The organism is Rhizobium indicum, from assembly GCF_005862305.2.
Taxonomy (GTDB): Bacteria; Pseudomonadota; Alphaproteobacteria; order Rhizobiales; family Rhizobiaceae; genus Rhizobium; species Rhizobium indicum.
Map to the genome: position 1 here is coordinate 50,459 of NZ_CP054021.1, position 20,477 is coordinate 70,935.

The 20,477-nt window shown below is 61.7% G+C and carries 14 protein-coding genes and 1 pseudogene; 11 read left to right on the plus strand and 4 right to left on the minus strand.

Annotated features, from left to right (window positions below):
• Positions 1–75: 75 nt before the first annotated feature.
• From FFM53_RS00220 to FFM53_RS00240, 5 genes are all read left to right on the plus strand, one after another.
• Positions 76–1,245 (plus strand): ABC transporter permease, encoded by a 1,170-nt coding sequence (locus FFM53_RS00220; RefSeq protein ID WP_171598709.1) that lies wholly within the window; start codon positions 76–78, stop codon positions 1,243–1,245.
• 1 nt (position 1,246) lies between these two features.
• On the plus strand, positions 1,247–2,092 hold the full coding sequence (locus FFM53_RS00225) for an ABC transporter ATP-binding protein (protein WP_018445167.1): 846 nt from the start codon (positions 1,247–1,249) through the stop codon (positions 2,090–2,092).
• Between the two features lie 9 nt (positions 2,093–2,101).
• A complete protein-coding gene (locus tag FFM53_RS00230; protein WP_029875480.1) occupies positions 2,102–3,472 on the plus strand; it encodes an MlaD family protein in 1,371 nt (456 codons plus the stop codon).
• Between the two features lie 24 nt (positions 3,473–3,496).
• Entirely contained in the window at positions 3,497–4,108 is a 612-nt protein-coding gene (locus FFM53_RS00235) for an ABC-type transport auxiliary lipoprotein family protein (RefSeq protein WP_138329281.1), read from the plus strand.
• Between the two features lie 147 nt (positions 4,109–4,255).
• Entirely contained in the window at positions 4,256–5,509 is a 1,254-nt protein-coding gene (locus tag FFM53_RS00240; RefSeq protein WP_138389049.1) for a sensor domain-containing diguanylate cyclase, read from the plus strand.
• A gap of 145 nt (positions 5,510–5,654) precedes the next feature.
• Here FFM53_RS00240 and FFM53_RS00245 read toward each other — a convergent pair whose 3' ends face one another.
• Positions 5,655–6,530 carry a D-alanyl-D-alanine carboxypeptidase family protein gene (locus tag FFM53_RS00245; RefSeq protein ID WP_138389050.1) on the minus strand — a complete coding sequence of 292 codons (876 nt, stop codon included), beginning with the start codon at positions 6,528–6,530 and terminating at the stop codon, positions 5,655–5,657.
• Positions 6,531–6,816: 286 nt separating this feature from the next.
• Here FFM53_RS00245 and FFM53_RS00250 point away from each other — a divergent pair, with 286 nt between their 5' ends.
• Complete coding sequence (locus FFM53_RS00250) at positions 6,817–8,178, plus strand: caspase family protein (protein WP_138389051.1); 1,362 nt, start codon at positions 6,817–6,819, stop codon at positions 8,176–8,178.
• A 218-nt stretch (positions 8,179–8,396) separates the two neighbouring features.
• On the opposite strand, the pseudogene FFM53_RS00255 reads toward FFM53_RS00250, so the two are convergent.
• Both FFM53_RS00255 and FFM53_RS00260 read right to left on the minus strand, forming a co-directional pair.
• Positions 8,397–8,955, minus strand: a pseudogene (locus FFM53_RS00255) (cysteine hydrolase family protein).
• Positions 8,956–9,109: 154 nt separating this feature from the next.
• Positions 9,110–16,252 carry an apolipoprotein A-IV repeat region-like domain-containing protein gene (locus FFM53_RS00260; RefSeq protein ID WP_138389052.1) on the minus strand — a complete coding sequence of 2,381 codons (7,143 nt, stop codon included), beginning with the start codon at positions 16,250–16,252 and terminating at the stop codon, positions 9,110–9,112.
• A 462-nt stretch (positions 16,253–16,714) separates the two neighbouring features.
• Between FFM53_RS00260 and FFM53_RS00265 the strand changes: the two genes are divergently transcribed.
• Both FFM53_RS00265 and FFM53_RS00270 read left to right on the plus strand, forming a co-directional pair.
• Complete coding sequence (locus tag FFM53_RS00265) at positions 16,715–17,098, plus strand: Hpt domain-containing protein (protein WP_003540152.1); 384 nt, start codon at positions 16,715–16,717, stop codon at positions 17,096–17,098.
• 260 nt (positions 17,099–17,358) lie between these two features.
• Complete coding sequence (locus tag FFM53_RS00270) at positions 17,359–17,679, plus strand: 2Fe-2S iron-sulfur cluster-binding protein (RefSeq protein WP_003540151.1); 321 nt, start codon at positions 17,359–17,361, stop codon at positions 17,677–17,679.
• A 317-nt stretch (positions 17,680–17,996) separates the two neighbouring features.
• On the opposite strand, the gene FFM53_RS00275 is transcribed toward FFM53_RS00270, so the two are convergent.
• Entirely contained in the window at positions 17,997–18,623 is a 627-nt protein-coding gene (locus FFM53_RS00275) for a DUF922 domain-containing Zn-dependent protease (protein ID WP_138329287.1), read from the minus strand.
• A 101-nt stretch (positions 18,624–18,724) separates the two neighbouring features.
• Between FFM53_RS00275 and folP the strand changes: the two genes are divergently transcribed.
• The 3 genes from folP to folK are packed head-to-tail and all read left to right on the plus strand — an operon-like array spanning position 18,725 to position 20,467.
• The gene (gene folP, locus FFM53_RS00280; protein WP_138389053.1) at positions 18,725–19,594 is read left to right on the plus strand and encodes a dihydropteroate synthase; all 870 of its coding nucleotides are present in this window, start codon (positions 18,725–18,727) and stop codon (positions 19,592–19,594) included.
• Positions 19,591–19,956, plus strand: a complete 366-nt coding sequence (gene folB / locus FFM53_RS00285; protein WP_003540148.1) for a dihydroneopterin aldolase — start codon at positions 19,591–19,593, stop codon at positions 19,954–19,956. The genes folP and folB overlap by 4 nt, the downstream gene beginning before the upstream one ends.
• A complete protein-coding gene (folK, locus tag FFM53_RS00290; RefSeq protein ID WP_138389294.1) occupies positions 19,949–20,467 on the plus strand; it encodes a 2-amino-4-hydroxy-6-hydroxymethyldihydropteridine diphosphokinase in 519 nt (172 codons plus the stop codon). Before folB ends, folK begins: the two co-directional genes overlap by 8 nt.
• The last annotated feature ends 10 nt before the right edge of the window (positions 20,468–20,477 follow it).

Here is a 20,477-nt window from a genome sequence, read left to right on the forward strand (position 1 = left end):
ATTGCACGGTGCTTCTGTATATTGACGCGCCGGGCGAACGATCTGCTTCGCGATTCGGCAATGTCGCTGTAAGCCTTGAAAGACACAAGTATCTTGAACGCCGAGAATCGCAACGCCGCCTCACTGCAAGTGGACGACCAGGCTGATGGCTCGGGACAGCGTGTGCGTCTTCAGGGCAATTGGCGCAGCGCTTACATCCATCTGGTGCTGCGCGATTTCGAAAAGCTCCTGCAAAAGAAGAATGGCGATCTGACGGTAGACCTCTCGGAGATTTCGGAGATTGACACCGCCGGCATCTGGCTGCTGTGCCGGCTGAAGAAGCAAGAAGAGGCGGGCGGGCGGACGGTTCGCTTCGAAGGCACCAACTCGCATATCGACGAAATGCTGGAGATGTTTTCCGAGGAGCCGGCTAAGCCCGAGCCGGAGCAGGTGGAGAAAGTCTCGCTTGCCACGCGCATCTTCGCGCCGATCGGCAAAATGACCTATGAGGTCTGGGACAATTTCGCCGCTGCCATGTATATCCTCGGCTCGGCTGTGCGCGGCGCGCAGATGAAGTTCGGCCGCGGCAGCGGCGTTTCGCCTGCCTCGATCGTCAACCAGATCGACCATATGGGCGTTCGCGCCGTTCCGATCATCTTGCTGATGTCTTTCCTGATCGGGGCGATCATCGCCCAGCAAGGCGCCTTCCAGCTGCGCTACTTCGGTGCTGAGGTCTTCGTCGTCGATCTCGTCGGCATCCTGCAATTGCGCGAAATCGGCGTGCTCTTGACCTCGATCATGATTGCCGGCCGCTCGGGCAGCGCGATCACCGCCGAAATCGGTTCGATGAAGATGCGCGAGGAGATCGACGCGCTGAAGGTGATGGGGCTGAACCCGATCGGCGTGTTGATCTTTCCGCGGCTAGTGGCGCTGACCATAGCGCTGCCGCTTTTGACGGTGCTGGCAAATTTCGCCTCGCTGGGCGGTGCTGCCGCCGTCGCCTGGGGCTATTCCGGCATCACCTTCGCCAACTTCCTGTCGCGCCTGCACGAGGCGGTCACACTGTCGACGGTGCTCTCAGGCATGATCAAGGCGCCGTTCATGGCATTGGTCATCGGCATCGTCGCCGCCGTCGAGGGGCTGAAGGTCGGCGGCAGCGCGGAATCGCTCGGCCAGCACGTGACGGCCGCGGTGGTGAAGGCGATTTTCGTCGTCATCCTGATGGACGGGCTTTTTGCGATGTTCTATGCAGCGATCGATTTCTAGGATGGCGGACCGCGTGGACGAGAAACCGATCGATACGGAAGACAAGGACGAAAGGGACATCGTGCTGTCGGCGCGCGACGTCACCGTCGGCTTCGGCTCCAAGGTCGTGCTCGACAATCTGAACCTCAATATCTACCGCGGCGAGATCCTCGGCTTCGTCGGCGCGTCGGGCACGGGTAAATCGGTGCTGATGCGCACGGTGCTCCGGCTGCTGCCGCGCCGCTCCGGCACGATCAAGATCCTCGGCCAGGATTTCGACGAGCTCGATGAACCGCAGCGCAACGCCCTCGACATGCGGCTCGGCGTGCTGTTCCAGCAGGGAGCGCTGTTCTCGTCGCTGACGGTCAAGGAAAACATCCAGGTGCCGATGCGCGAATATCTCGACCTGCCGACCTCGCTGATGGACGAATTGGCGCATTTGAAGATCCGTATGGTCGGGCTTGCAGCCGATGCCGCCGACAAATATCCATCCGAACTGTCCGGCGGCATGATCAAGCGCGCAGCCCTTGCCCGCGCACTGTCACTCGATCCGGAACTCGTCTTCCTGGACGAGCCGACCTCCGGCCTCGACCCGATCGGTGCGGCCGAATTCGACGAACTGATCGCCAACCTGCGCGATAGTCTGGGATTGACCGTGTATATGGTGACGCACGACCTCGACAGCCTGTTTTCGGTCTGCGACCGTATTGCCGTGCTCGGAAAGAAGCGAGTAATGGTGGAAGGCACGATCGACGACATGCTGGCCTATGACGATCCGTGGGTGCAGGCCTATTTCAAGGGCAAACGCGCGCGGTCGATTGTGCCGCAGAACGATGCTGCCGCGCGGCACGACAGCAGCGGAAAGTGACCGGATAAGATGGAAACCAAAGCCAATTACACGATTGTCGGTTTTTTCACGGTGCTGGTGATCGCGGCTGCCTTTGGCTTCGTCTACTGGATGGCCGAATATGGCCGCGGCGGCCCGATGACGGAACTGATCGTTCGTATTCCGGGCTCGGCCAACGGTCTCAGCGTCGGCTCGCCGGTGCGCTTCAACGGCATCCAGATCGGCTCGGTGCAGACGCTGTCGATCGATGCCGACGATCCGCAATATTCGCTGGCCTTCACCCAGGTGCGCACCGATGCGCCGATCTACCCCTCCACCAAGGCCGCCCTTGAAATCCAGGGTTTGACAGGGGCTGCCTATATCGAACTCTCGGGCGGCCGCAAGGGCGAGGAAAGCATCCTCCAGCATGCGATCGATAACGGCAAACGCGCCGTCATCGTTGCCGACCAGTCGAGCGTCACCAATCTTCTGGCAACCGCCGACAAGATCCTCGATCGCGCCAACGACGCGGTCGGCGAGCTTCAGGGTTTCATCGAAGATTCGCGCGGGCCGTTGACCGAGACTTTCAAGAATGCCGAGACGTTTTCGGATGCGCTTGCCAAGAATTCCGGCAATATCGACGCCTTCCTGCAGAGCGTGGGTGAGCTCTCCAATACGGTGAAGGCGGTCTCCGGCCGTGTCGATTCGACGCTTCAAGCCGTCGAGTCGCTGGTCAAGGCGGTCGATGCGCAGAAGATCGACAACATCGTCTCCAATGCCGAGAAGATTACCGCCAATGTCGCCGATGCCTCCGGCGACCTCAAGGGCGCGATCCAGAAGTTCGACCAGACGGCCACAACCTTCAACGATTTCGGCAAGCAGGCACAGGCGACACTCGATCGCGTCGATACGCTCGTTGCCCAGATCGACCCGGCGAAGGTGAAGGGTTCCGTGGACGACATCGCGCAGGCGACCAAGGATGCGCGCGCCGCCGTCGCCTCGATCCGCGAGGTCGCCAACACGGTTTCGGCGCGTCAGAAAGATATCGACCAGACGATCCAGGACGTATCGCAGCTTTCCAACAAGCTGAATTCGGCCTCGACCCGCATCGACGGCATTCTCATCAAGGTCGATGCGCTGCTCGGCACCGACAATACGCAATCGCTGTTCACCGAGGCGCGCAATACGCTGGAATCCTTCAAGAAGGTCGCCGACAACCTGAATTCGCGCATTGGACCGATTGCCGACAATCTGCAGAAATTCTCGAGCGGCGGCTTGCGCGACGTGCAGACTCTCGTCAACGACATGCGCGGAACCGTCAGCAATCTGAACGATACGATCACCAACTTCGACCGCAATCCGCAACGCCTGATCTTCGGCGGGGACACGGTGAAGCAATATGACGGCCGGACGCGGCGTTAACTGGGAAATCAGGGGTAGCCTAATATGGTCGCATCGCATTTGTTGTCGCGCCGTTCACGGATCAGGGGAACGGTGATCGCGCTGCCGCTGACGGCGCTGATCCTTTCGGGGTGCGGCACCGCGGCCAAGAACGACACCTATGACCTGCCCGCTGCCGTCGACGGCAGTGGACCCGCGGCCAAATCCCGCCAGATCCTGATCGCCAGCCCGACGGCGCTAAGGTCGCTCGACAGCGAGCAGATCGTCATCCGTGTTTCGCCTTCGGAAATCCAGTATCTCTCAAAGGCGCAGTGGGGCGACAAGCTGCCGCGCATAGTGCAGTCGAAGCTGGTGGAAGCCTTCGAGAACTCGGGCAAGCTCGGCGGCGTCGGCATGCCGGGGCAGGGGCTGGCGATCGACTACCAGATCGTCACCGATATCCGCGCCTTCGAGATCGACGCTTCGCACGGCAACCAGGCGGTGGTCGAAATTTCCGCCAAGATCCTCAATGATCGCAACGGCTCGGTGCGCGCCCAGAAGGTGTTCCGCGCCATGGCGCCGGCCGGCGGCGACAATGACGGCTTCGTCAAAGGCCTCGACCGCGCCTTCTCCAACGTCGCCTCCGAGATCGTCAGCTGGACGCTGCGCTCAATTTGAATTTGAATTTCGGTGCCGCCCCGTGAATATCGGGGGTTGTCGATTGTGAAAAATATTTGATCCCATGGCATAGGGGTCGTCATCGTATTCAATTTCTTCACGAATTTATGGAACGCATCATGTAGTCCCTTTCAGGAGGAATGCTGCATGGTGGTTGCGCGAGTATTCGGGAAATCGTCATCGGAGGCGATCCAGCGCGAAAATGATCGCCTGGCTGCGCTGCAACAGCTCGATCTGCTCGACACGCCGAGAGACGAGGGCTTCGAGCGGATCGTACGCCTGATAAAGGAGGTCTTTTCCATCGACATCGGCATCGTGTCGCTGATCGATGCGCATCGGCAATGGTACAAGGCTTGCTCCGGCCTCGCGGGCGACGAGGTGTCGCGCGAAGATACGTTCTGCCGCTATGTCGTGGACTGTGAAAGGCCTGTTGTCGTGCAGGACGCTACCAGGGACTCGCGGTTTTCACAGCATCCTGCGGTGACGGGCGAGGACAGTATTCGTTTTTATGCCGGTGTGCCGTTGAGAACAAAAGCCGGGCACATGATCGGAACGGTATGCGCAATCGACCGCAGGCCAAGATCGTTCGGCAACAGAGATCTCGGCATTCTCGAGGAACTGGCGGGCGCGGCGATGGACCGCATCGAGCTCATGCAGTCGGCCGCGATCGACAGCCTCACCGAGGCGATGACGCGGCGTGCCTTCAAGCAGGAGGCAGATCAGCTCATTTCGCTCGCTTTGCGGCACAAGCACGACCTCTCATGCATCGTCTTCGATATCGACCATTTCAAGAAGGTGAACGATACGCATGGACATGCGGCCGGGGACGAGGTCCTCAAGGCGGTCGCATCGACCTGCAAGGCGACCCTTCGAGCCGGTGATCTGTTCGGCCGTCTTGGCGGCGAGGAATTTGCCGTCATCCTGCCGCATGTCGATCGGGAAGGTGCCGTTGCAGTTGCCGAGAAACTCAGAGCCGCCATCGCCTCCGAGATCATACGCGGCGATCACGGCGCCCTGACCGTCACAGCCAGTTTTGGAACTTCGGCACTCTCGATCGTCAGCAAGGAGATCGAGACCTTGCTGGCTCAGGCGGATGCGGCAATGTATCAGGCCAAGCATGGTGGTCGGAATCGTTGCGTGTCGTGGAGTTCCATCCACGCCGATCACGCCATTGGGGCTCGACGGCGGGTGCTGAAGGCGGGTTCGATCCTGTTCAACGATCGGCGTTCGACCATCGACTGCACCGTCAAATCCATAGGCTCGGAGAGCGCCGGCATTTCAGTCTCCAATACATCAGGCATTCCTTCGGAATTTGTCCTGGCCATCAAAGGCGAAGGATTCGAAACGAATTGCAAGGTGATCGCGCAAGACCGGCAGCATCTGGAAGTCGCGTTCAGATAACCCGTTAGAGCGCCGTGCGCCTTTTGGGACGCACAAAGGACGCTCTAACTCTTTGAGTCTACGCATCGTGCTTTCCGAAAATCGCTTCCGATTTTCGGGCCGATGCGCTAGCAAAATCCTGCCGGCAAGTCTCCGCTCATCGGGCCTATTTCGTCGGTTGCGAATCCGTCATCGTCGCGCCCGGCTGCGTGCCTGGCGTCGTGGAAGCTGTGGCGCTTGATGACGGCGACAGGGTGCTGTCCAGCAAGCTTGCCATTTTGTCGTCGCGTATGCTCGCAGTCTTTTCGCCCATGACGACGCCGACCACGCGGCGGCCATCCTTCAGCGCCGAGGTCACGACATTGTAGCCCGATGCATCGGTGTAGCCGGTCTTGATGCCGTCGACGCCGTCATAGCGATACATGAGGTTGTTGTGGCCACGCAGCTTCATGCCGCGGAACTGGAAGCCGCGCATGGAGAAGAGCTTGAACTCTTCGGGGAAGTCCCGCATCAGCGAAACGCCGAGTGTCGCCATGTCCCGCGCCGTGGTGACCTGCTCCGGATCGGGAAGGCCCGACGGATTCTTGAAGACCGTATCCTTCATACCGAGTTGGCGTGCCTTGTCGGTCATCGCCTTGGCGAAAACCTGTTCGGAGCCGCCAAGCTGTTCGGCGATCGCCACAGCCGCATCATTGGCAGAGAGCACGACAATGCCTTCGACCGCTTCGCGCAGCGTCACCTTGCGGCCGGCGCCGACAGCGAGCTTGAAGGGCTCCTTGCTCTCGGCATTCTCAGACATGGTGAGCTTCTGGTCCCAGTTGAGGCGCCCGTCATGCAGGGCCTCGAAGGCGAGATAGAGCGTCATCATTTTGGTCAGCGACGCCGGATAGTTCAGATCGTCCTGGTTGGAACCTTCGAGGATCTGGCCGGACTGCACATCCACGACGAAGCTTGCCTGGCCTGCCTGAACCTGAGTGAAAGCGCCCATCAGGAAAAAGGAAGAGAGCGCGGTGGCAAGGAGCCTGGATGTCGTCTTGGTCATCAATGTTGCTGTCTCTGTCGTTTGGATGGTGGAGTGAGCCGTTTGTTTGAATGTGAGCGGATCAGAAAAGTTTGTGACGGAATGAAGGACAGCGGGCAATAAAAAAGGGTCATCCACAGCTGATTCCTTTTGTCTCACCATGTCAGGCTTTGGCCTTGCCGACGTCGAGCGGCTTTCGGCCTGCAGCGAGGAATGAAGCGTCGGATCTCGCACAATCCTTGCGGCCACGCTCATTTCGATCTAAGGCGCTGGAAGACAGCATTACGCTGCGTGAGGTGGGATTTCTATGATGCGCTCGGCAATGGTTTTGGTCGTTGGCATATGTGTGCTCATCTTCTCTGCTCTTTCCAGCCTTGCGTCATCTGGACGCGTTGCGCTGGTGATTGGCAACTCGGCCTATAGCCAGGTCGAAAAGATTCGGAATCCCGGAAATGACGCGACTGCTATCGGCGCAGCGCTTCGGCGAATGGGTTTCGAGGTGACGGTCGTTCATGATGCGACAAAGGTTGAATTCGATTCCGCTCTGTCGACGTTTTCCGATGTTGCGGCCGGGGCAGATATTGCCGTGGTATTCTACGCCGGACACGGAATGGAGCTTAACGGCTCCAACTATCTCATTCCGACGGATGCCACTTTAAGCACAGAAGCGCAGGCGACCCCTGAAACCGTGACGTTGGACAATGTTCTGGATGCTGTTCGCAGCGTCAAAGGTCTTCGCATCGTCCTTCTCGACGTATACCGCAAGAATCCCTTTGTGCTGAATATGAAGCCAAACGGAGCCAGCCGTTCCATCGGACGAGGGCTTGCGGGGATCGAACCAACGCCGAATTTGCTCGTCAGCTATTCGGCGGAGGCGGGCGCCACTGCAAATGGCGTCGATTCCGATCACAGCCCCTATACCGAGGGCCTGCTGAAGTTCCTGGAGATGCCCAGGCTTGAGGTGAATTTTCTTTTCAGACGCGTCTCTGCCTATGTCCGAAATAAAACCGATGGCCAGCAGACACCGTTCGAATATTCCAGCTTGCCCGAGGAACCTGTCTATCTCAGCCCATCCTCCGCCACCAATTTGCCGGCTACCAAAGCTCAAATAGTTCTCTATGAGGAGAGAGTTGGAATGCCGGAGCCGACGGCATTGGCTGGCTCGGTGACTTGGTCAATCGATATGCGGACTGACGCCAAGGGCCACTCCGATCCAGTCGTGCGGGGCCACATGGAAATTCCGCAGCGTAACCTGACGGCTGTACTGACGCTGGAACGAAACACGGATCTATCGATCGCTGCGAGCCATCTCTTCGAACTATCGTTTCAGATCGCGGCAGGATTTGAAGGAGGCGGAATTAATAGTTGGACGAGCATGTCGATGAAGACCACGGAAGGCACTCGCGGCGACATGTTGATAGCCGTGGCCGGCAAGGTCACTGACACTCTCTATATGCTGGCGCTCAATGGTTTGCCTGATGCTCGCGCCAAAAACATCGAATTGCTTGGTAAACGCCGATGGATTGATTTGCCGATCTTTTATCAGAACGGCACACGAGCGCTGCTGACGCTTGAAAAGGGCGAGGATGGTGAGCGTGTGTTCAATCAGGCAATTCAGGCTTGGGCGTCAGATGATCTGGCCCGGACTGATGGCGGCAATGCTCAATAGAAAGATCGCGGCATCAATTGCCTCTCCTCCGCACCTACTTCAGCTACATTGGCGGGGCAAGAACGGTAATACTCCAGTGATGCGCCTCGGCCGCGCAAAGGGTGTGATCCGCTTCGAGAACATCCTCTATTCGAGGGACCGCCCCCGGGTATGTCGCAAATGTCACAGTCTAACCGGAGCCGCTTGATGGTCCCGGTTTTCGTGCTGCCTGAAAAACTTTATGAGAAGGCGATGTCGGCGGCGGGGCGGATTTCTACTGTCGCCTTGCCTGCGTCGAAACCGTCAACGTTTCATTGTGATGGGCGATGATCTCGGAGAAGGTGAGGGTTGCCGTATCGCCGGTCATGTGGCCATCGGCGACCAGCGTCACGTCATATCCGAGCGAGACGGCCCGCCTGACTGTCGTATCGACGCAGAATTGCGACATGCAGCCGCCGACGATGAGGTGGGTGATTGCGCGTTCGTCTAGGCGTTCGGCAAGATCGGTTTCGAAGAAGGAGTCGGCGCTTTTCTTGCGGACGACGATCTCGCCTTGTCCCGGCGCGATCTCCTCGCGCAGCGCCCAGCCTGGCGTGCCGACAGCCAATCGATGGCCGTCGCCGCCGTCATGCTGAACGAGCACGATCGGCACGCCCGCCGCCTGGCTTTTTCCTATAGCGCTGCCAACCGTGCGACGGTCTCGTCGAGCGCGGCATCGATACGAGGCTGCCGCTCCGGCGAGGCTTTTCCTGAGAGAATAGCATTCTGCACGTCGATGATCAGAAAGGCCTTGGTCATTTCGGGAGCGGTTTCCGTGGCTGGGTGGCGGGCTTCGGTAGTTGCTTTCACATGTCCGCAGAGAGGTCTGGTCACGCCCGCATTATAGAACGAAAGCCGCCTGACATGTGTTCAGGCGGCTTTCCAATCGAAGGTATCCGTCAGTCGGTCAGCCTCAGCCGAGCCGGCCTGCGGCGTGGGCGAGCATGGTGTAGACCTTGCCCGTATCCGAGGTGAGGTAGGACTGCGTCACCGTCCGGTTCGGGTCGGTGCGGGCGACGTCGGCGAGCAGCTTTTCAAAATCACCGATATAGCGGTCGACGGCGGTGCGGAACTCCGGTTCGCGGTCGTATTTGCGCTTGATCTCGTCGAAGGTCTGCTGGCCCTTCAGCGTGTAGAGGCGGCGGGTGAAGACGTCGCGCTCGCCGCGCTGGTAACGGCGCCAGAGATCGACCGAGGCGTCGTGATCGATGGCGCGGGCGATATCGACCGAGAGCGAGTTCAGCGATTCGACGACGTGGCGCGGATTGCGGCTGTCATTGCTGCGCGCCGCCGGTGCGGCAGTTTCCGCCGGGCGGGCGGGAACACGGGCGGCCGCGGCCTCGTCGGCGGCGTCCTCACGCGATGCGCCACGCAGCAGATCGCTAATCCAGCCGCCGCTTTCCGGACGAGCCGGCTCTTGGCGACCTGTTTCCGGGCGACCTGTTTCCTGGCGCCCTGTTTCCTGTCGATTGGGGGCAGGCTGCGGCGCGGCGCGCTGGGGGGCGGCAGCCGGCGCAGACGGTGCGATCGTTCCGCGCAGACCTGTCGCTTCGATCGGCGGCGGCGCTGCCGGCTGCGGCTGCTGGGCTGCGACCGGCTGGGCGGGACGCGGGGCCGGCTGCACCTGGACGAGCGTGCGGGCGACGGGCTCGGAGATCTCGAGCTGCTGGCTGGAGCGGCCGACGAGCTGGGAGATATCCTGCAGCGCCTTGATCTGCTCGGCGACGGCCCGGCGCATGGCCGAGGCGCTTTCCTTGGCTTCCTCGGGAAGGTCGAAGGCGCCGCGCTTCAGTTCGGCGCGGGTGGCGTCGAGCTCGCTGCGGATGTCGGCGGCGGAACGGCGGATATCCTCGGTGGCGCCGGAGAAGCGGCCGACGGCATCATCGATTGCCTCGCGCAGCGCTTCCCGCATGTGCTGGGCGGCCCCGTCGGAGGCGCGGCCGGCTTCGCCGAGCATGCGCTCGACTTCCGACAGCGAGGCGGTGAGCCCGCCGCGAATGCGATTGGAGAGATCGCCGGAACGGCGCTCGACATTGGCAAAGGTGCCGTCGATCGTCGTATTGGCCTCGTCGCCGGCGCGGGTGATCGCCTCGCGCATCGTCTCTGCCGCTTCCTGGGCGCGCTTCTCGGTTTCGGTGAGAATGCGGCCGATATCGGCGAAGGAGGACTGCACGCCCTGGCGCAAATTGCCGGTAACCTGGCTGGAGCGTTGCTCTGCCCGCTCGAACACGGTCTCGATCATGCTGCCGAGGCCTTGCATGGTCTTTTCGATCTCGGCCGAGCGCGAGACGAGGCCGACCGAGAGCGTCTGCAGCGCGCTCTCGCGTTCTTCGAGCGTCGAGGCGAGATTGGACTGGGCGGCGCCGAGAAGCTGCGAAGCCTGGGTCAAAACCTTGGAGTGTTCGTCGAAGCGGCCGATGATGCCGCCGACCTGTGCCAGCGTCTGGCCCGAAATGTCGGAGAGGCGGTCGACCTTGCCTTCGAGAAGCCTGGTCGAGGCGGAGACCATTTCAGCGGCCTTGGTGGCGGAGTCGGCAAAACGCGCGGTGGTATCGCCGAGACGGCCGTCGACGCTGGTCAGCTGCTCGGCGGCGCGGTTCATCATCATCGCCATCGCCGCACTGCTTTCCGACATGCGCTCGACGAGGCCGTTGACGTTGCCGACCAGGCTGTTTTCGATGGCGCTGACGGCATTGGCGACATTCTCGGTACGGGCGGCAACGGCGCTGGCGAGCGCTTCGTTTTCGGCGCGCAAACGGTCGGCGCTGAGGTTGGCCGCGGCGGTAATGCGAGCGGCGGCCTGCTCGCCGGCATCGGTGTAGCGGTCGATGATCGGGCGGGCCGTTTCGTCGAGGATGCGCGTCAATTCGACCGAACGGCCTGATAGCATCGAGTTGAGGTCGCGGGTACGCTCCTCAAGCGTCGAGCGGATCGAGTTGCCGCGCGCTTCGAGCGCCCGGTCGATCTCGGAGAACGTCGTATCGATCTCGCGGGCTCGTTCCTCGAGATTGGAGCGGATGGCGCTGCTGCGGGCTTCGAGCGCCCGGTCGACATCCGCCATGGTGGTGGAAATCTCGCTGCCGGCGCCCGACAGCGTCGAGCGGATGGCATTGCCGCGTGTCTCCAGAGACTGGCCGGCATCCGACAGCACCTTGGAGATGGCATTGACTTGCGTGCCGACGATGGTCTCGGCCTCGGCGACCTTGTTGACGATGGCGTTGCCGGCTTCCGAGAATGTCTGGGCGACGGCAGCGGCCTGGCTTGCCAGCCGGTTCTGCGCTTCGGCGACGCGGGTGACGATCTGCGACGAGCGCTCATCCATGGTGCGGGTGAATTCGTCGCTTTTCGTATTGAGATCCTCGGCGAATTGCTGGCCGGTCTTGCCAAGCAGTTCGGTGGTTCTCGTCGCTTCGCCTTCCATTCCCTGGGCTGCGTCGGCAACCGCGCTGCGCAGCGTCGAGGCGAGACCGGCGGCCTTGCCTTCGATGGTGCGGTTGACAGCCTCGAGACCGACGGTCAACGCACGGTCCATGGTGGAGAGGCGTTCCTCGATGCGTTCATTGCCGCGGTCAAGAGTTTCGCCGAGGCTCGCGGTGCGGCCGTCGATGGCGCCGGTCAGGCTGGTGGTGCGGCTGTCCAGCGTCTCGGCCAGATTGGCGGTGCGGCTGTCGATCGCCTGGGTGAGGTTTGCAGCACTGCCTTCGAGCGTCGCCGAGATGCGCTGCGTGGCGTCGTCGCTGAGCGCGCCGATACGGGAGACGCCGTCGGCAAGCACGCCGGACAGCTGGCCGCTGGCCGCTTCGACCTTTTCGGCAACGCCGCCGACGCCGTCGCGGATGCGGGTCTCGATCGCCGCAAGACTGGATTCCACGCGGGATCCGGTTTCTTCAAAACGGCCCGTCAGGCTTTCGACCGACCGATCGAGATGGGCGGAGAAATTCTGAGTGGAACTCGAAATCGCGTTTGCCGCCTCCTGGAAGCGGCCGGCGATCTGGCCGGCGCCGGCATGCATGCGATCTTCCAATGTCTGGGCGCCGGCATCGATCGCCTCGCGGATCGCAGCTTCACGGTGCTCCAGCGACAATTCGAGCATGCCAACACTCGTCGCGACCGAGGTGCCGATGCTGGTCGCCTGTTCGGCCAGCGTATCGCTGATCAGCGCATGGGCCTGGTTCAGCGATAGGTCGATGGCGTTGGCGCGGTCTTCGAGCGTCGTACGGATGCGCTCATGGGCAGAGGCGAGCCCGCCCTCGATACGAGCCGCGGCCTCGTCGGCGAGGCCCCCGAGCCGTGTATGTGCATCGGTCAGACGACCTTCGATGCGGCCGGTCAAGCCGCCGACGAGATCCTCGAAGCGGTTGCCGCCGGCATCGAGAACGCCCGAGAGGGCGGCGCTATGCTCGGAAAGCGCATTTTCGAGCCGCTGCTGATTGTCGGTGTAGGCGGTGCGGATCGCATCGGTCTTGTCTGAGAAGGCGCCGGCGACTCGTGCCTCGGCACCGGAGACGGCCTCCATGATGGCGTTGCTGCGGGCTTCGAGCACACTGTCGAAGCGGCTCTGGTTATCATCGAGCGAAATGGCGAGCGCCATGGTCTTTTCGTCGAGCGTATCGGTGAGCCGATCGTGGGTTGCCGTCACGGCGCCGATGATCGCGGCGGTGCGGTGGCCCAAGGCTTCCTCGAGGCGGGCCTGGCCTTCGCTCAGCGAGGCGGCGAGGGTGGCGGCCTTCTGGTCGAGTACACCGTTCAGGCCGTCATGCGTGCCGGAGACCGCATTGGTGATCGCATCGGCGCCTGTTGTCAGCGTCTCCTCGAGACGGCTCTGGCTCTCGTTCAGCGAGATGGCAAGCGCCATCGCCCGATCGTCGAGCGTCTCGGACAGGCGGTCGTGGGTGGCGGAGACTGCATTCAGGAAGGATTCCGAGCGGCTCTCCAGCGTATCCTGCAGGCGGCTCTGGCCCTCGTTCAGGGAGGCGGCGATCGCCGTCGCCTTTTCGTCGAGCGTTTCCGAAAGACGGTCGTGCGTGCCGGACACGGCCTTGAGGAAGGCTTCGGAGCGTGCTTCCAGCGTCTCTTCGATCCGCGACTGGCTCTCATTGAGCGAGATGGCGAGTGTCATCGCCTTCTCGTCCAGCGTCTCGGACAGACGGTCATGCGTGCCGGAGACCGCATTCAGCAGGGCCGCCGAGCGGGTTTCCAGGGTGTCTTCGATCCGCGTCTGGGTTTCGTTGAGCGAAATGGCGAGGGCCATCGCCTTTTCGTCCAGCGTCTCGGAGAGGCGATCATGGGTGCCGGAGACGGCGTTCAGCAGCGCTGCGGAGCGGGTTTCGAGCGTATTCTCGATACGGGTCTGGCCTTCGCTCAGCGAGGTGGCAAAAGCTGCCGCCTTGCCGTCCAGAGTCTCCGAGAGACGATCATGGGTGCCGGAGACGGCGTTCAGCAGGGCGGCGGAACGGGTTTCGAGCGTCTCCTCGATACGGGCATGGCTCTCGTTCAAGGACATGGCGAGCGCCATCGCCTTTTCGTCGAGCGTCTCGGCAAGACGGTCGCGCGTGCCGGATACAGTGTTCAGCAGTGCCTCGGCGCGCGTTCCAAGTGCATCCTCGATGCGGGCATGGCGCTCGTCGAGCGAGGTCGTAAGGGCCGCCGCCTTGCTGTCCAGCGTTTCCGACAGGCGATCATGCGTGCCAGACACAGCGTTGAGGAAGGCCTCGGAGCGCGTCTCGAGCGTATCTTCGATGCGGGCCTGGTTTTCGCTGAGCGAAATGGCGAGCGCCATCGCCTTCTCGTCGAGCGTCTCGGAGAGACGATCATGGGTGCCGGAGACGGCGTTCAACAGAGCTTCGGAGCGGGTCTCGAGCGTGTCCTCGATGCGGGCCTGGCTCTCGTTCAGAGAGATGGCCAGCGCCATCGCCTTTTCGTCGAGCGTCTCGGCAAGACGGTCATGGGTACCCGAGACGGCATTGATGATGGCGTCGGAGCGGGTCGTCAGCGCTTCCTCGAAGCGGCCGTGATGAGTGGTCAGCGCCTGGAGCAATGCGCCGCCGCGCTCTGCCATGACGCTGTCGATACGGCCATGGGCCGTGCCGAGCGCCTCGCTGATTTCGGTCGCACGGGCGGTAAGCACGCCGCTCAGTTCCTCGGCGCGACCGCCGAAGGCAGCGGTCACCTGCTCGGTGCCAGCGGCAACGGCAGTCGTCAGATCGGTGGTGGTGGTGCGCAGCGTGTCGCGGAATTCGGCCGAGCGTGTCTGAAGGTTGTTCTGCAGCTCGGAGGCGCCAGTCGCAAGCGTCAGCGCAATTTCCGAAGTGGCGCTCTGCAGCGCCGAGGTCAGTTCGCCGGTGCGGCTGGTGAGTGCCGCGGTGATTTCGTCCGCCCGATTGCCGAGCGTGCTTTCCAACACTTCGTGGCCGGTGGCGAGCGCGGTGGCGAGCGCCAGCGACTGGTCTGATATCGACGAACCGAGCCGGTCGATGCCGGAATTCAGAATGCCGTCGATCGAATCCGAGCCGCCGGTCAGCGTTTCGTTGATACGGGCGAGGCTCTCCATCAGCTTGGTGTCGAGCGAGCCGGTGCGTTTGTCGAAGGCGCTGGTGAATTCGGAGACGCGTTCGTCGAAGGCGGTCGACAGCTGGGCGACGGTCGTCTGCAGCCGCTCCTCGAAGAAGCCGGAGCGCACGTCGAGATCCATGACGGCGTCGTCGGCGGTGGTCTGCAGGCTCTGGCGGAAGCTTGCGCCCTTTTCGTCGAGCGCGCTGTTCAGCTTCGACAGCACGTCGTCGAGCGTGCCGCCGATCGTGCGTTCGCCTGACGTCAGGCTCTCATTGATCTCGCGGGTGCGGGCGATCAGGATCTCGTTGAGCTGGTGCGTACGCTCATTCAGCGCCGCATTCAGCTTTTCGGTGCTGCTGTCCATGGTCGAGGCGCGCGTCTCGAACTGGCTGAGCAGCCTTTCGCCATGGTCGTTGAGATTGACGGAGAGGGCTTCGAGGCGGTTGTCGAATTCGGTGGCCAGCGCAAAACCCGATGCGTTCAGGGTCTGCAGCAGGGTATCGGTCTTGGCTGCGAGCAGGCTGCCCATCGACTGCAGGGCGCTGTCCGATTTTTCCAGGATCGTCGCGGCGCGTGTATCGATCAGCGAGGCGAAGGCTTCGCCCGATGTGGCAAGCCGCACCGCGATCTCTTCGGTCGCAAGCGACAGCTCTTCCTTCAACTGGTCGTGGACGCTGCCGATCGAGGTGCGGATACGGTCGGCATGGTTGACGATCGCCTCGCGCTCGGAGCCGAGTTCGTGGACGAGACCGCGAACGCGCAACTCGTTGTCGGCATAAGAACGTTCAAGCGCATTGACTTCGGAATGGACGAGCGTTTCCAGCTCCGAGGCACGCGCGATGGTGCGCTCGATGCCTTCATTCATGGCCGAGACCTCACGGCGCACGGCCTGGCCGACGGTCATGATACGCTCGGAGGCGATGGTTTCCGGCTCTGCCAGGCGCAATGCCACCTCTGCCATGGAGCGGGCGGCGTTGCGCATGTCCTGGGCGCGGGAGATCATGATGGCGAAGGCATAGAACATCATCACAGGAATGATGATGCCGACGAGGCCGGCAATGACGCCGGGCAGGGCGACGAGATCGGCGAGCGAACGGATCTGCCAGATCTGCGGAGCATAAAGCAGCGACATCAGGCCGAGGCCGGCCATGACCCAAAGCACGGAAAACAGGGTGGCGGTGCGCACCGCCGAGCGGCTGGAGGCGCCGTCAAAGGATTTCAGGATCGAGGCGGGCGTATTGCGGCTGGCATCGTTGGCGGGCGCGAACGCCGGACCCCTGGAAGCCTGCTCGCCGGCGGCACCGCGGCGGCTGCGGCGCTGCGCTTCTTCCTGGGCCTGCTGGTTACGCGCATTTACTGGATCAGACACATTAGCCTCCGGGGCCTGGGGCGCGTCGCCGCGGCGAGACGGTACGTTATCCTTGCTGAAGTCGATCTGGAGCGCCTCGTCCAATGCCTTGAACGCCTTGTCCTCAATCGACTCGTTATATTTGTTGTTCGCCATTCGGTTATGCCTCGTTACTGTCAGCCAGTCCGACAGCGCTTCCTGGGCTTCCGCCTCACCCGGGAACAACTTTGCCGTTCCAGCCTTCCATCCCAACGAAGGACGGATAAGCATGTCATTTCAGAGTAGATAGCCGCTTTTTCAAACGGAAGGTATCAAAACACTACCATTATCCACTCGCTCGGCAAAGGCGCGTACCATAAACCCGCTCCACCAGTATCGTAGTGACACATCTGGGCTCTTCACACAATTAATGAAGGCTTGAGATTCACGGCACGTTAACCTGTTGTTAACACCTTTGAATCCCAGGCGCGGCTTAAAAGCCAATAGTTTAGGGATATTTAACGGATGTTAACCATATGGCGAGATTTCCGCCCTGACTGTGCCGGAATTTAACGTGATGGCCACCCTCCTGTCGCAGAACTGTTGCAACTGCGGACGACAGAGACGGGAGAATTGGCAATGGCAGCCCAGATGGCAGCATTGAACATCGTATTCGAGGCGCCGGATAATGCAAAGGGACCGTGTCCCTCGAAGGTCCGGCCGATCGATCTGGTCCATCTCGCAAAGCAGACGATGGGCGACAAGACGCTGGAACTCGAAGTCCTTCAGATGTTCGCGCGCCAGGCCCGTGCATGCCTGCAGGATATTGCCAGCGGCGAAACCATCCGTATCGGCGCAGCCGCGCATCGGCTGAAGGGCGCGGCAAGCTCGGTCGGCGCGTTCCGCGTGTCGCAGACAGCGGAAGCCGTCGAGGAAAACGGTGGTGATGCCGGCGCGACGGCAGCGCTCGGTGCCGCCGTCATCGACGCCGAGAATTTCATCCTGAAGCTCTGCCGCGGCTGATCTCCAAGTTTTATTCGGTAGATGTCGTTGTGCCAAAACCGCTGCGTACTTTTGGGCGACGTGCATAAGATACCGTTCGATCGAGGCCCGTTGTTCCATTGCGGAACCGCGGGTCTTTTTGCGACGTCTCTTATGACGCTTTGAAGACGGCGGGCGAAGGGCCGATCTGCGAGGCTGTCGCGGATTTCCCAATGTTGACTGATGCGTCGAATTGTCGGAAGAAAATCCGCCCACCCACCTGAAGACCGGAAATAGTCCTGATGCCAAAACTTACCATCGTCGCCTTCGACGGCACGCGCTTCGACCTCGACGTCGACCAAGGCTCCACCGTGATGGAGAATGCCGTGCGCAATTCGGTGCCCGGCATTGAGGCCGAATGCGGCGGCGCCTGCGCCTGCGCGACCTGTCATGTCTATGTCGACGAGGAGTGGACGGAGAAGGTCGGCCAGCCGGAAGCGATGGAAGAGGACATGCTCGACTTCGCCTTCGATGTGCGCCCGACCTCGCGACTGTCCTGTCAGATCCGGATGAAGGCTGTCTATGACGGGCTCGTGGTGCACGTGCCGGAACGCCAAGCCTGAAGCACGCTGCGCTTCAAACGTCGCCGAAAAATTCGATACCAAAAAAAGACGCCTCGCGCGCTAGAGCGAGCGAGGCGAGGCGGGCGCATTACCTACGGATGAGGGAGGAACATCCGCGGCTTCGGAACGCGCCAGGAGAACCCAGCGATGAAAGTGCAGATGCCGTACCTGAACTTTCGAATGTGTTCATATTAACGCGTTCCGGTTGAGTCTGCCAGGATGAAAAATGACCAGTGAATCGCTGGGGAGGGTGCAAGTTTCGCACAAGTTTCGTTATGCAGCTAAGGGTTTCCGCTCGCAATCAGACTGAAAAAGCCTTATTTTGCGCCGGCTCGACCATTGATTCGATTGTTCAGCAACCTCAGCATGCGCTTCTGGAAATTGACCGCCTCGACCCGGTCGAATCGCGCCTGCTGCCGGTCGTGCTCCTCTATACCGCGAGCTGATTCGCCGGAGACGAGTTCCTGCATGGCTTCGCAGCTGCGCTGCTGCGGCAGCGCCCGGATGGCGCGCTCCATGGCGCGGGCCTGGTCGCGGGCGATCTCGGCATGGCGCTCCTCGTGGCGCTTGATATCGCTCGACAGCGCGTCCCAGATCATCGACAGCTCCTTGCTGGCGCCCTTGCGGCTGCTCCAGCGCGGCAGGATGATCTGGGTGTGGACCGTGACCTTGACGTTGCCGACGCGGCAGCGCCCGTTATTCTGAATATAGGTTGCCTCGCCGCCGAAGCGGATCTTGGTAGCGCCGGGATGGCGTGCCGAGGAACCGCTCGCCGTCGGGCCGCGCCGGCTGAGTTCACGGTCGAGTTCATCCGCGGTTTTGCCGCTGATGCTGAAATAGGAATAGCTTTTCGATGCGATCACTTCTGCTGCCACCGGGCTGCAGACGGAAAGAGCAATGGAAAAGGCAATAGGAACGACCATATAACGCACTGCAAGCGGCATTCTGAACGCAACCCGTGTTGAAATCGACAGGAGCTTGGGGCATAGCCACCGCAAGCGCAATATCGGATGGCGCTTTTTTCGTCATCAATGGGATAAGTCTGGTGACAGGGCTCGAAGGCAGTATATGGCGTGTCGGCCATGGCCGGGAGATCGAACTCGGCCGTCGTTCGGTGATCATGGCGATCATCAACGTGACGCCGGACTCCTTCTCCGACGGCGGACGCTTTGAAACCGTCGATGCGGCGGTCGAACAGGCGTTGCGGGCGGTGAGCGAGGGTGCCGGCATTATCGATATCGGCGGCGAATCGACCCGGCCGAACGCAGCAACCGTCAGCCCTTCCGAGGAGCAGGCGCGCGTGCTGCCGGTCATCGAGGCACTGCGCGGGCGCACCCAGGCGCTGATCTCGATCGACACTTATCGCGCCGAGACGGCGCGGCTTGCGATCAGCGCTGGCGCCCACATCGTCAACGACGTCTTCGGGCTGCAGAAGGAGCCCGATATCGCCGATATTGCTGCGGTGACCGGAGCCGGGCTCTGCATCATGCATACCGGCCGCGACAGGGTAAAACTTGTCGATGTGATTGCCGACCAGGTGCATTTCCTCGAACGATCGCTTGATATCGCCGCTGCATCAGGCGTCAACCGTGACCGCATCGTGCTCGATCCGGGTTTCGGTTTCGCCAAGGAGACGGCGGAGGAGAACCTGGAGCTGATGGCGCGGTTTTCCGAACTTTCCCGTTTCGGCCTGCCGCTGCTCGCCGGCACGTCGCGCAAGCGCTTCCTCGGCACGGTGACGGGGCGGGAGGCCGAGGGGCGGGATGTGGCGACGGCTGCGACCAACGCGCTGCTCAGGCTTCAAGGAGCTGCGGTTTTCCGCGTGCACAATGTCGCAATCAACAGGGACGCGCTCGATATCGCCGATGCTATGCTCAATGCGCGCCAGGAATTCGAGAGGAAGCGGCCGACATGACTACCTACACGATCACGCTGCAGAACTGCGCCTTCTTTGCGCGCCACGGCGTGCATGACGAGGAGGAATTCCTCGGGCAGCGCTTCTTCGTCGATGCCGAGCTCGATGTCGTCGCCGGCGAGGCGCTGGAAAGCGATTCGATCAACGACACCGTCAATTACGGCATCGCCTTCACCGTGATCGAGCAGATCGTCACCGGCAAGCGGCGCTACCTGATCGAGTCCCTGGCGCTTGATATCGCCAAGGGGCTCTGCGAGACATTCCCGCAGATCCGGCGGGCGAAGATCACGGTGCGCAAACCGAACGCGCCGGTGCCCGGCGTGCTCGATTTCGTTCAGGTGAGCGTTGAACACTTTGCCTGAGGCCGCACTGCAATCCGCCACACTCGGCCTCGGCGGCAATATCGGCGACCCCGTGAAGGCGATGGCTGCGGCACTGCAGAAGCTGGACGGACGGGACGACTGCCGAGTTAGCGCGGTTTCGCGGCTCTATCGCACACCGCCCTGGGGCAAGACCGACCAATCGTTCTTCTTCAATGCCTGCGCTGCCGTCGAGACTAGGCTGGAGCCCGAGGCTTTGCTCGATGTCTGTCTGTCGATCGAACGGGAGATGAAACGCGAGCGCATCGAGCGCTGGGGTCCGCGCACGCTCGATATCGACGTGCTGACCTATGGCGACGTGATCCAGGACGCACCGCGGCTGGAACTGCCGCATCCGCGCATGACCGATCGCGGTTTCGTGCTGATGCCGCTTGCCGATATCGTGCCGGGTCTTCTGGTCAGGGGCAGGGCGGTCAGCGACTGGCTGTCGAATGCCGAGGTGACCGGCATCGAGATCGCCGACGACAGCCACGACTGGTGGCTGATCGCCTGAAGCACGGAAC

Excerpts from the sequence above, each read along its gene's own strand:
- FFM53_RS00225 (WP_018445167.1), top strand. The coding sequence starts at position 1,247 with ATGGCGGACCGCGTGGACGAGAAACCGATCGATACGGAAGACAAGGAC.
- FFM53_RS00230 (WP_029875480.1), top strand. The coding sequence starts at position 2,102 with ATGGAAACCAAAGCCAATTACACGATTGTCGGTTTTTTCACGGTGCTG.
- FFM53_RS00235 (WP_138329281.1), top strand. The coding sequence starts at position 3,497 with ATGGTCGCATCGCATTTGTTGTCGCGCCGTTCACGGATCAGGGGAACG.
- FFM53_RS00240 (WP_138389049.1), top strand. The coding sequence starts at position 4,256 with ATGGTGGTTGCGCGAGTATTCGGGAAATCGTCATCGGAGGCGATCCAG.
- FFM53_RS00245 (WP_138389050.1), bottom strand. The coding sequence starts at position 6,530 with ATGACCAAGACGACATCCAGGCTCCTTGCCACCGCGCTCTCTTCCTTT.
- FFM53_RS00250 (WP_138389051.1), top strand. The coding sequence starts at position 6,817 with ATGATGCGCTCGGCAATGGTTTTGGTCGTTGGCATATGTGTGCTCATC.
- FFM53_RS00260 (WP_138389052.1), bottom strand. The coding sequence starts at position 16,252 with ATGGCGAACAACAAATATAACGAGTCGATTGAGGACAAGGCGTTCAAG.
- FFM53_RS00265 (WP_003540152.1), top strand. The coding sequence starts at position 16,715 with ATGGCAGCCCAGATGGCAGCATTGAACATCGTATTCGAGGCGCCGGAT.
- FFM53_RS00270 (WP_003540151.1), top strand. The coding sequence starts at position 17,359 with ATGCCAAAACTTACCATCGTCGCCTTCGACGGCACGCGCTTCGACCTC.
- FFM53_RS00275 (WP_138329287.1), bottom strand. The coding sequence starts at position 18,623 with ATGCCGCTTGCAGTGCGTTATATGGTCGTTCCTATTGCCTTTTCCATT.
- folB (WP_003540148.1), top strand. The coding sequence starts at position 19,591 with ATGACTACCTACACGATCACGCTGCAGAACTGCGCCTTCTTTGCGCGC.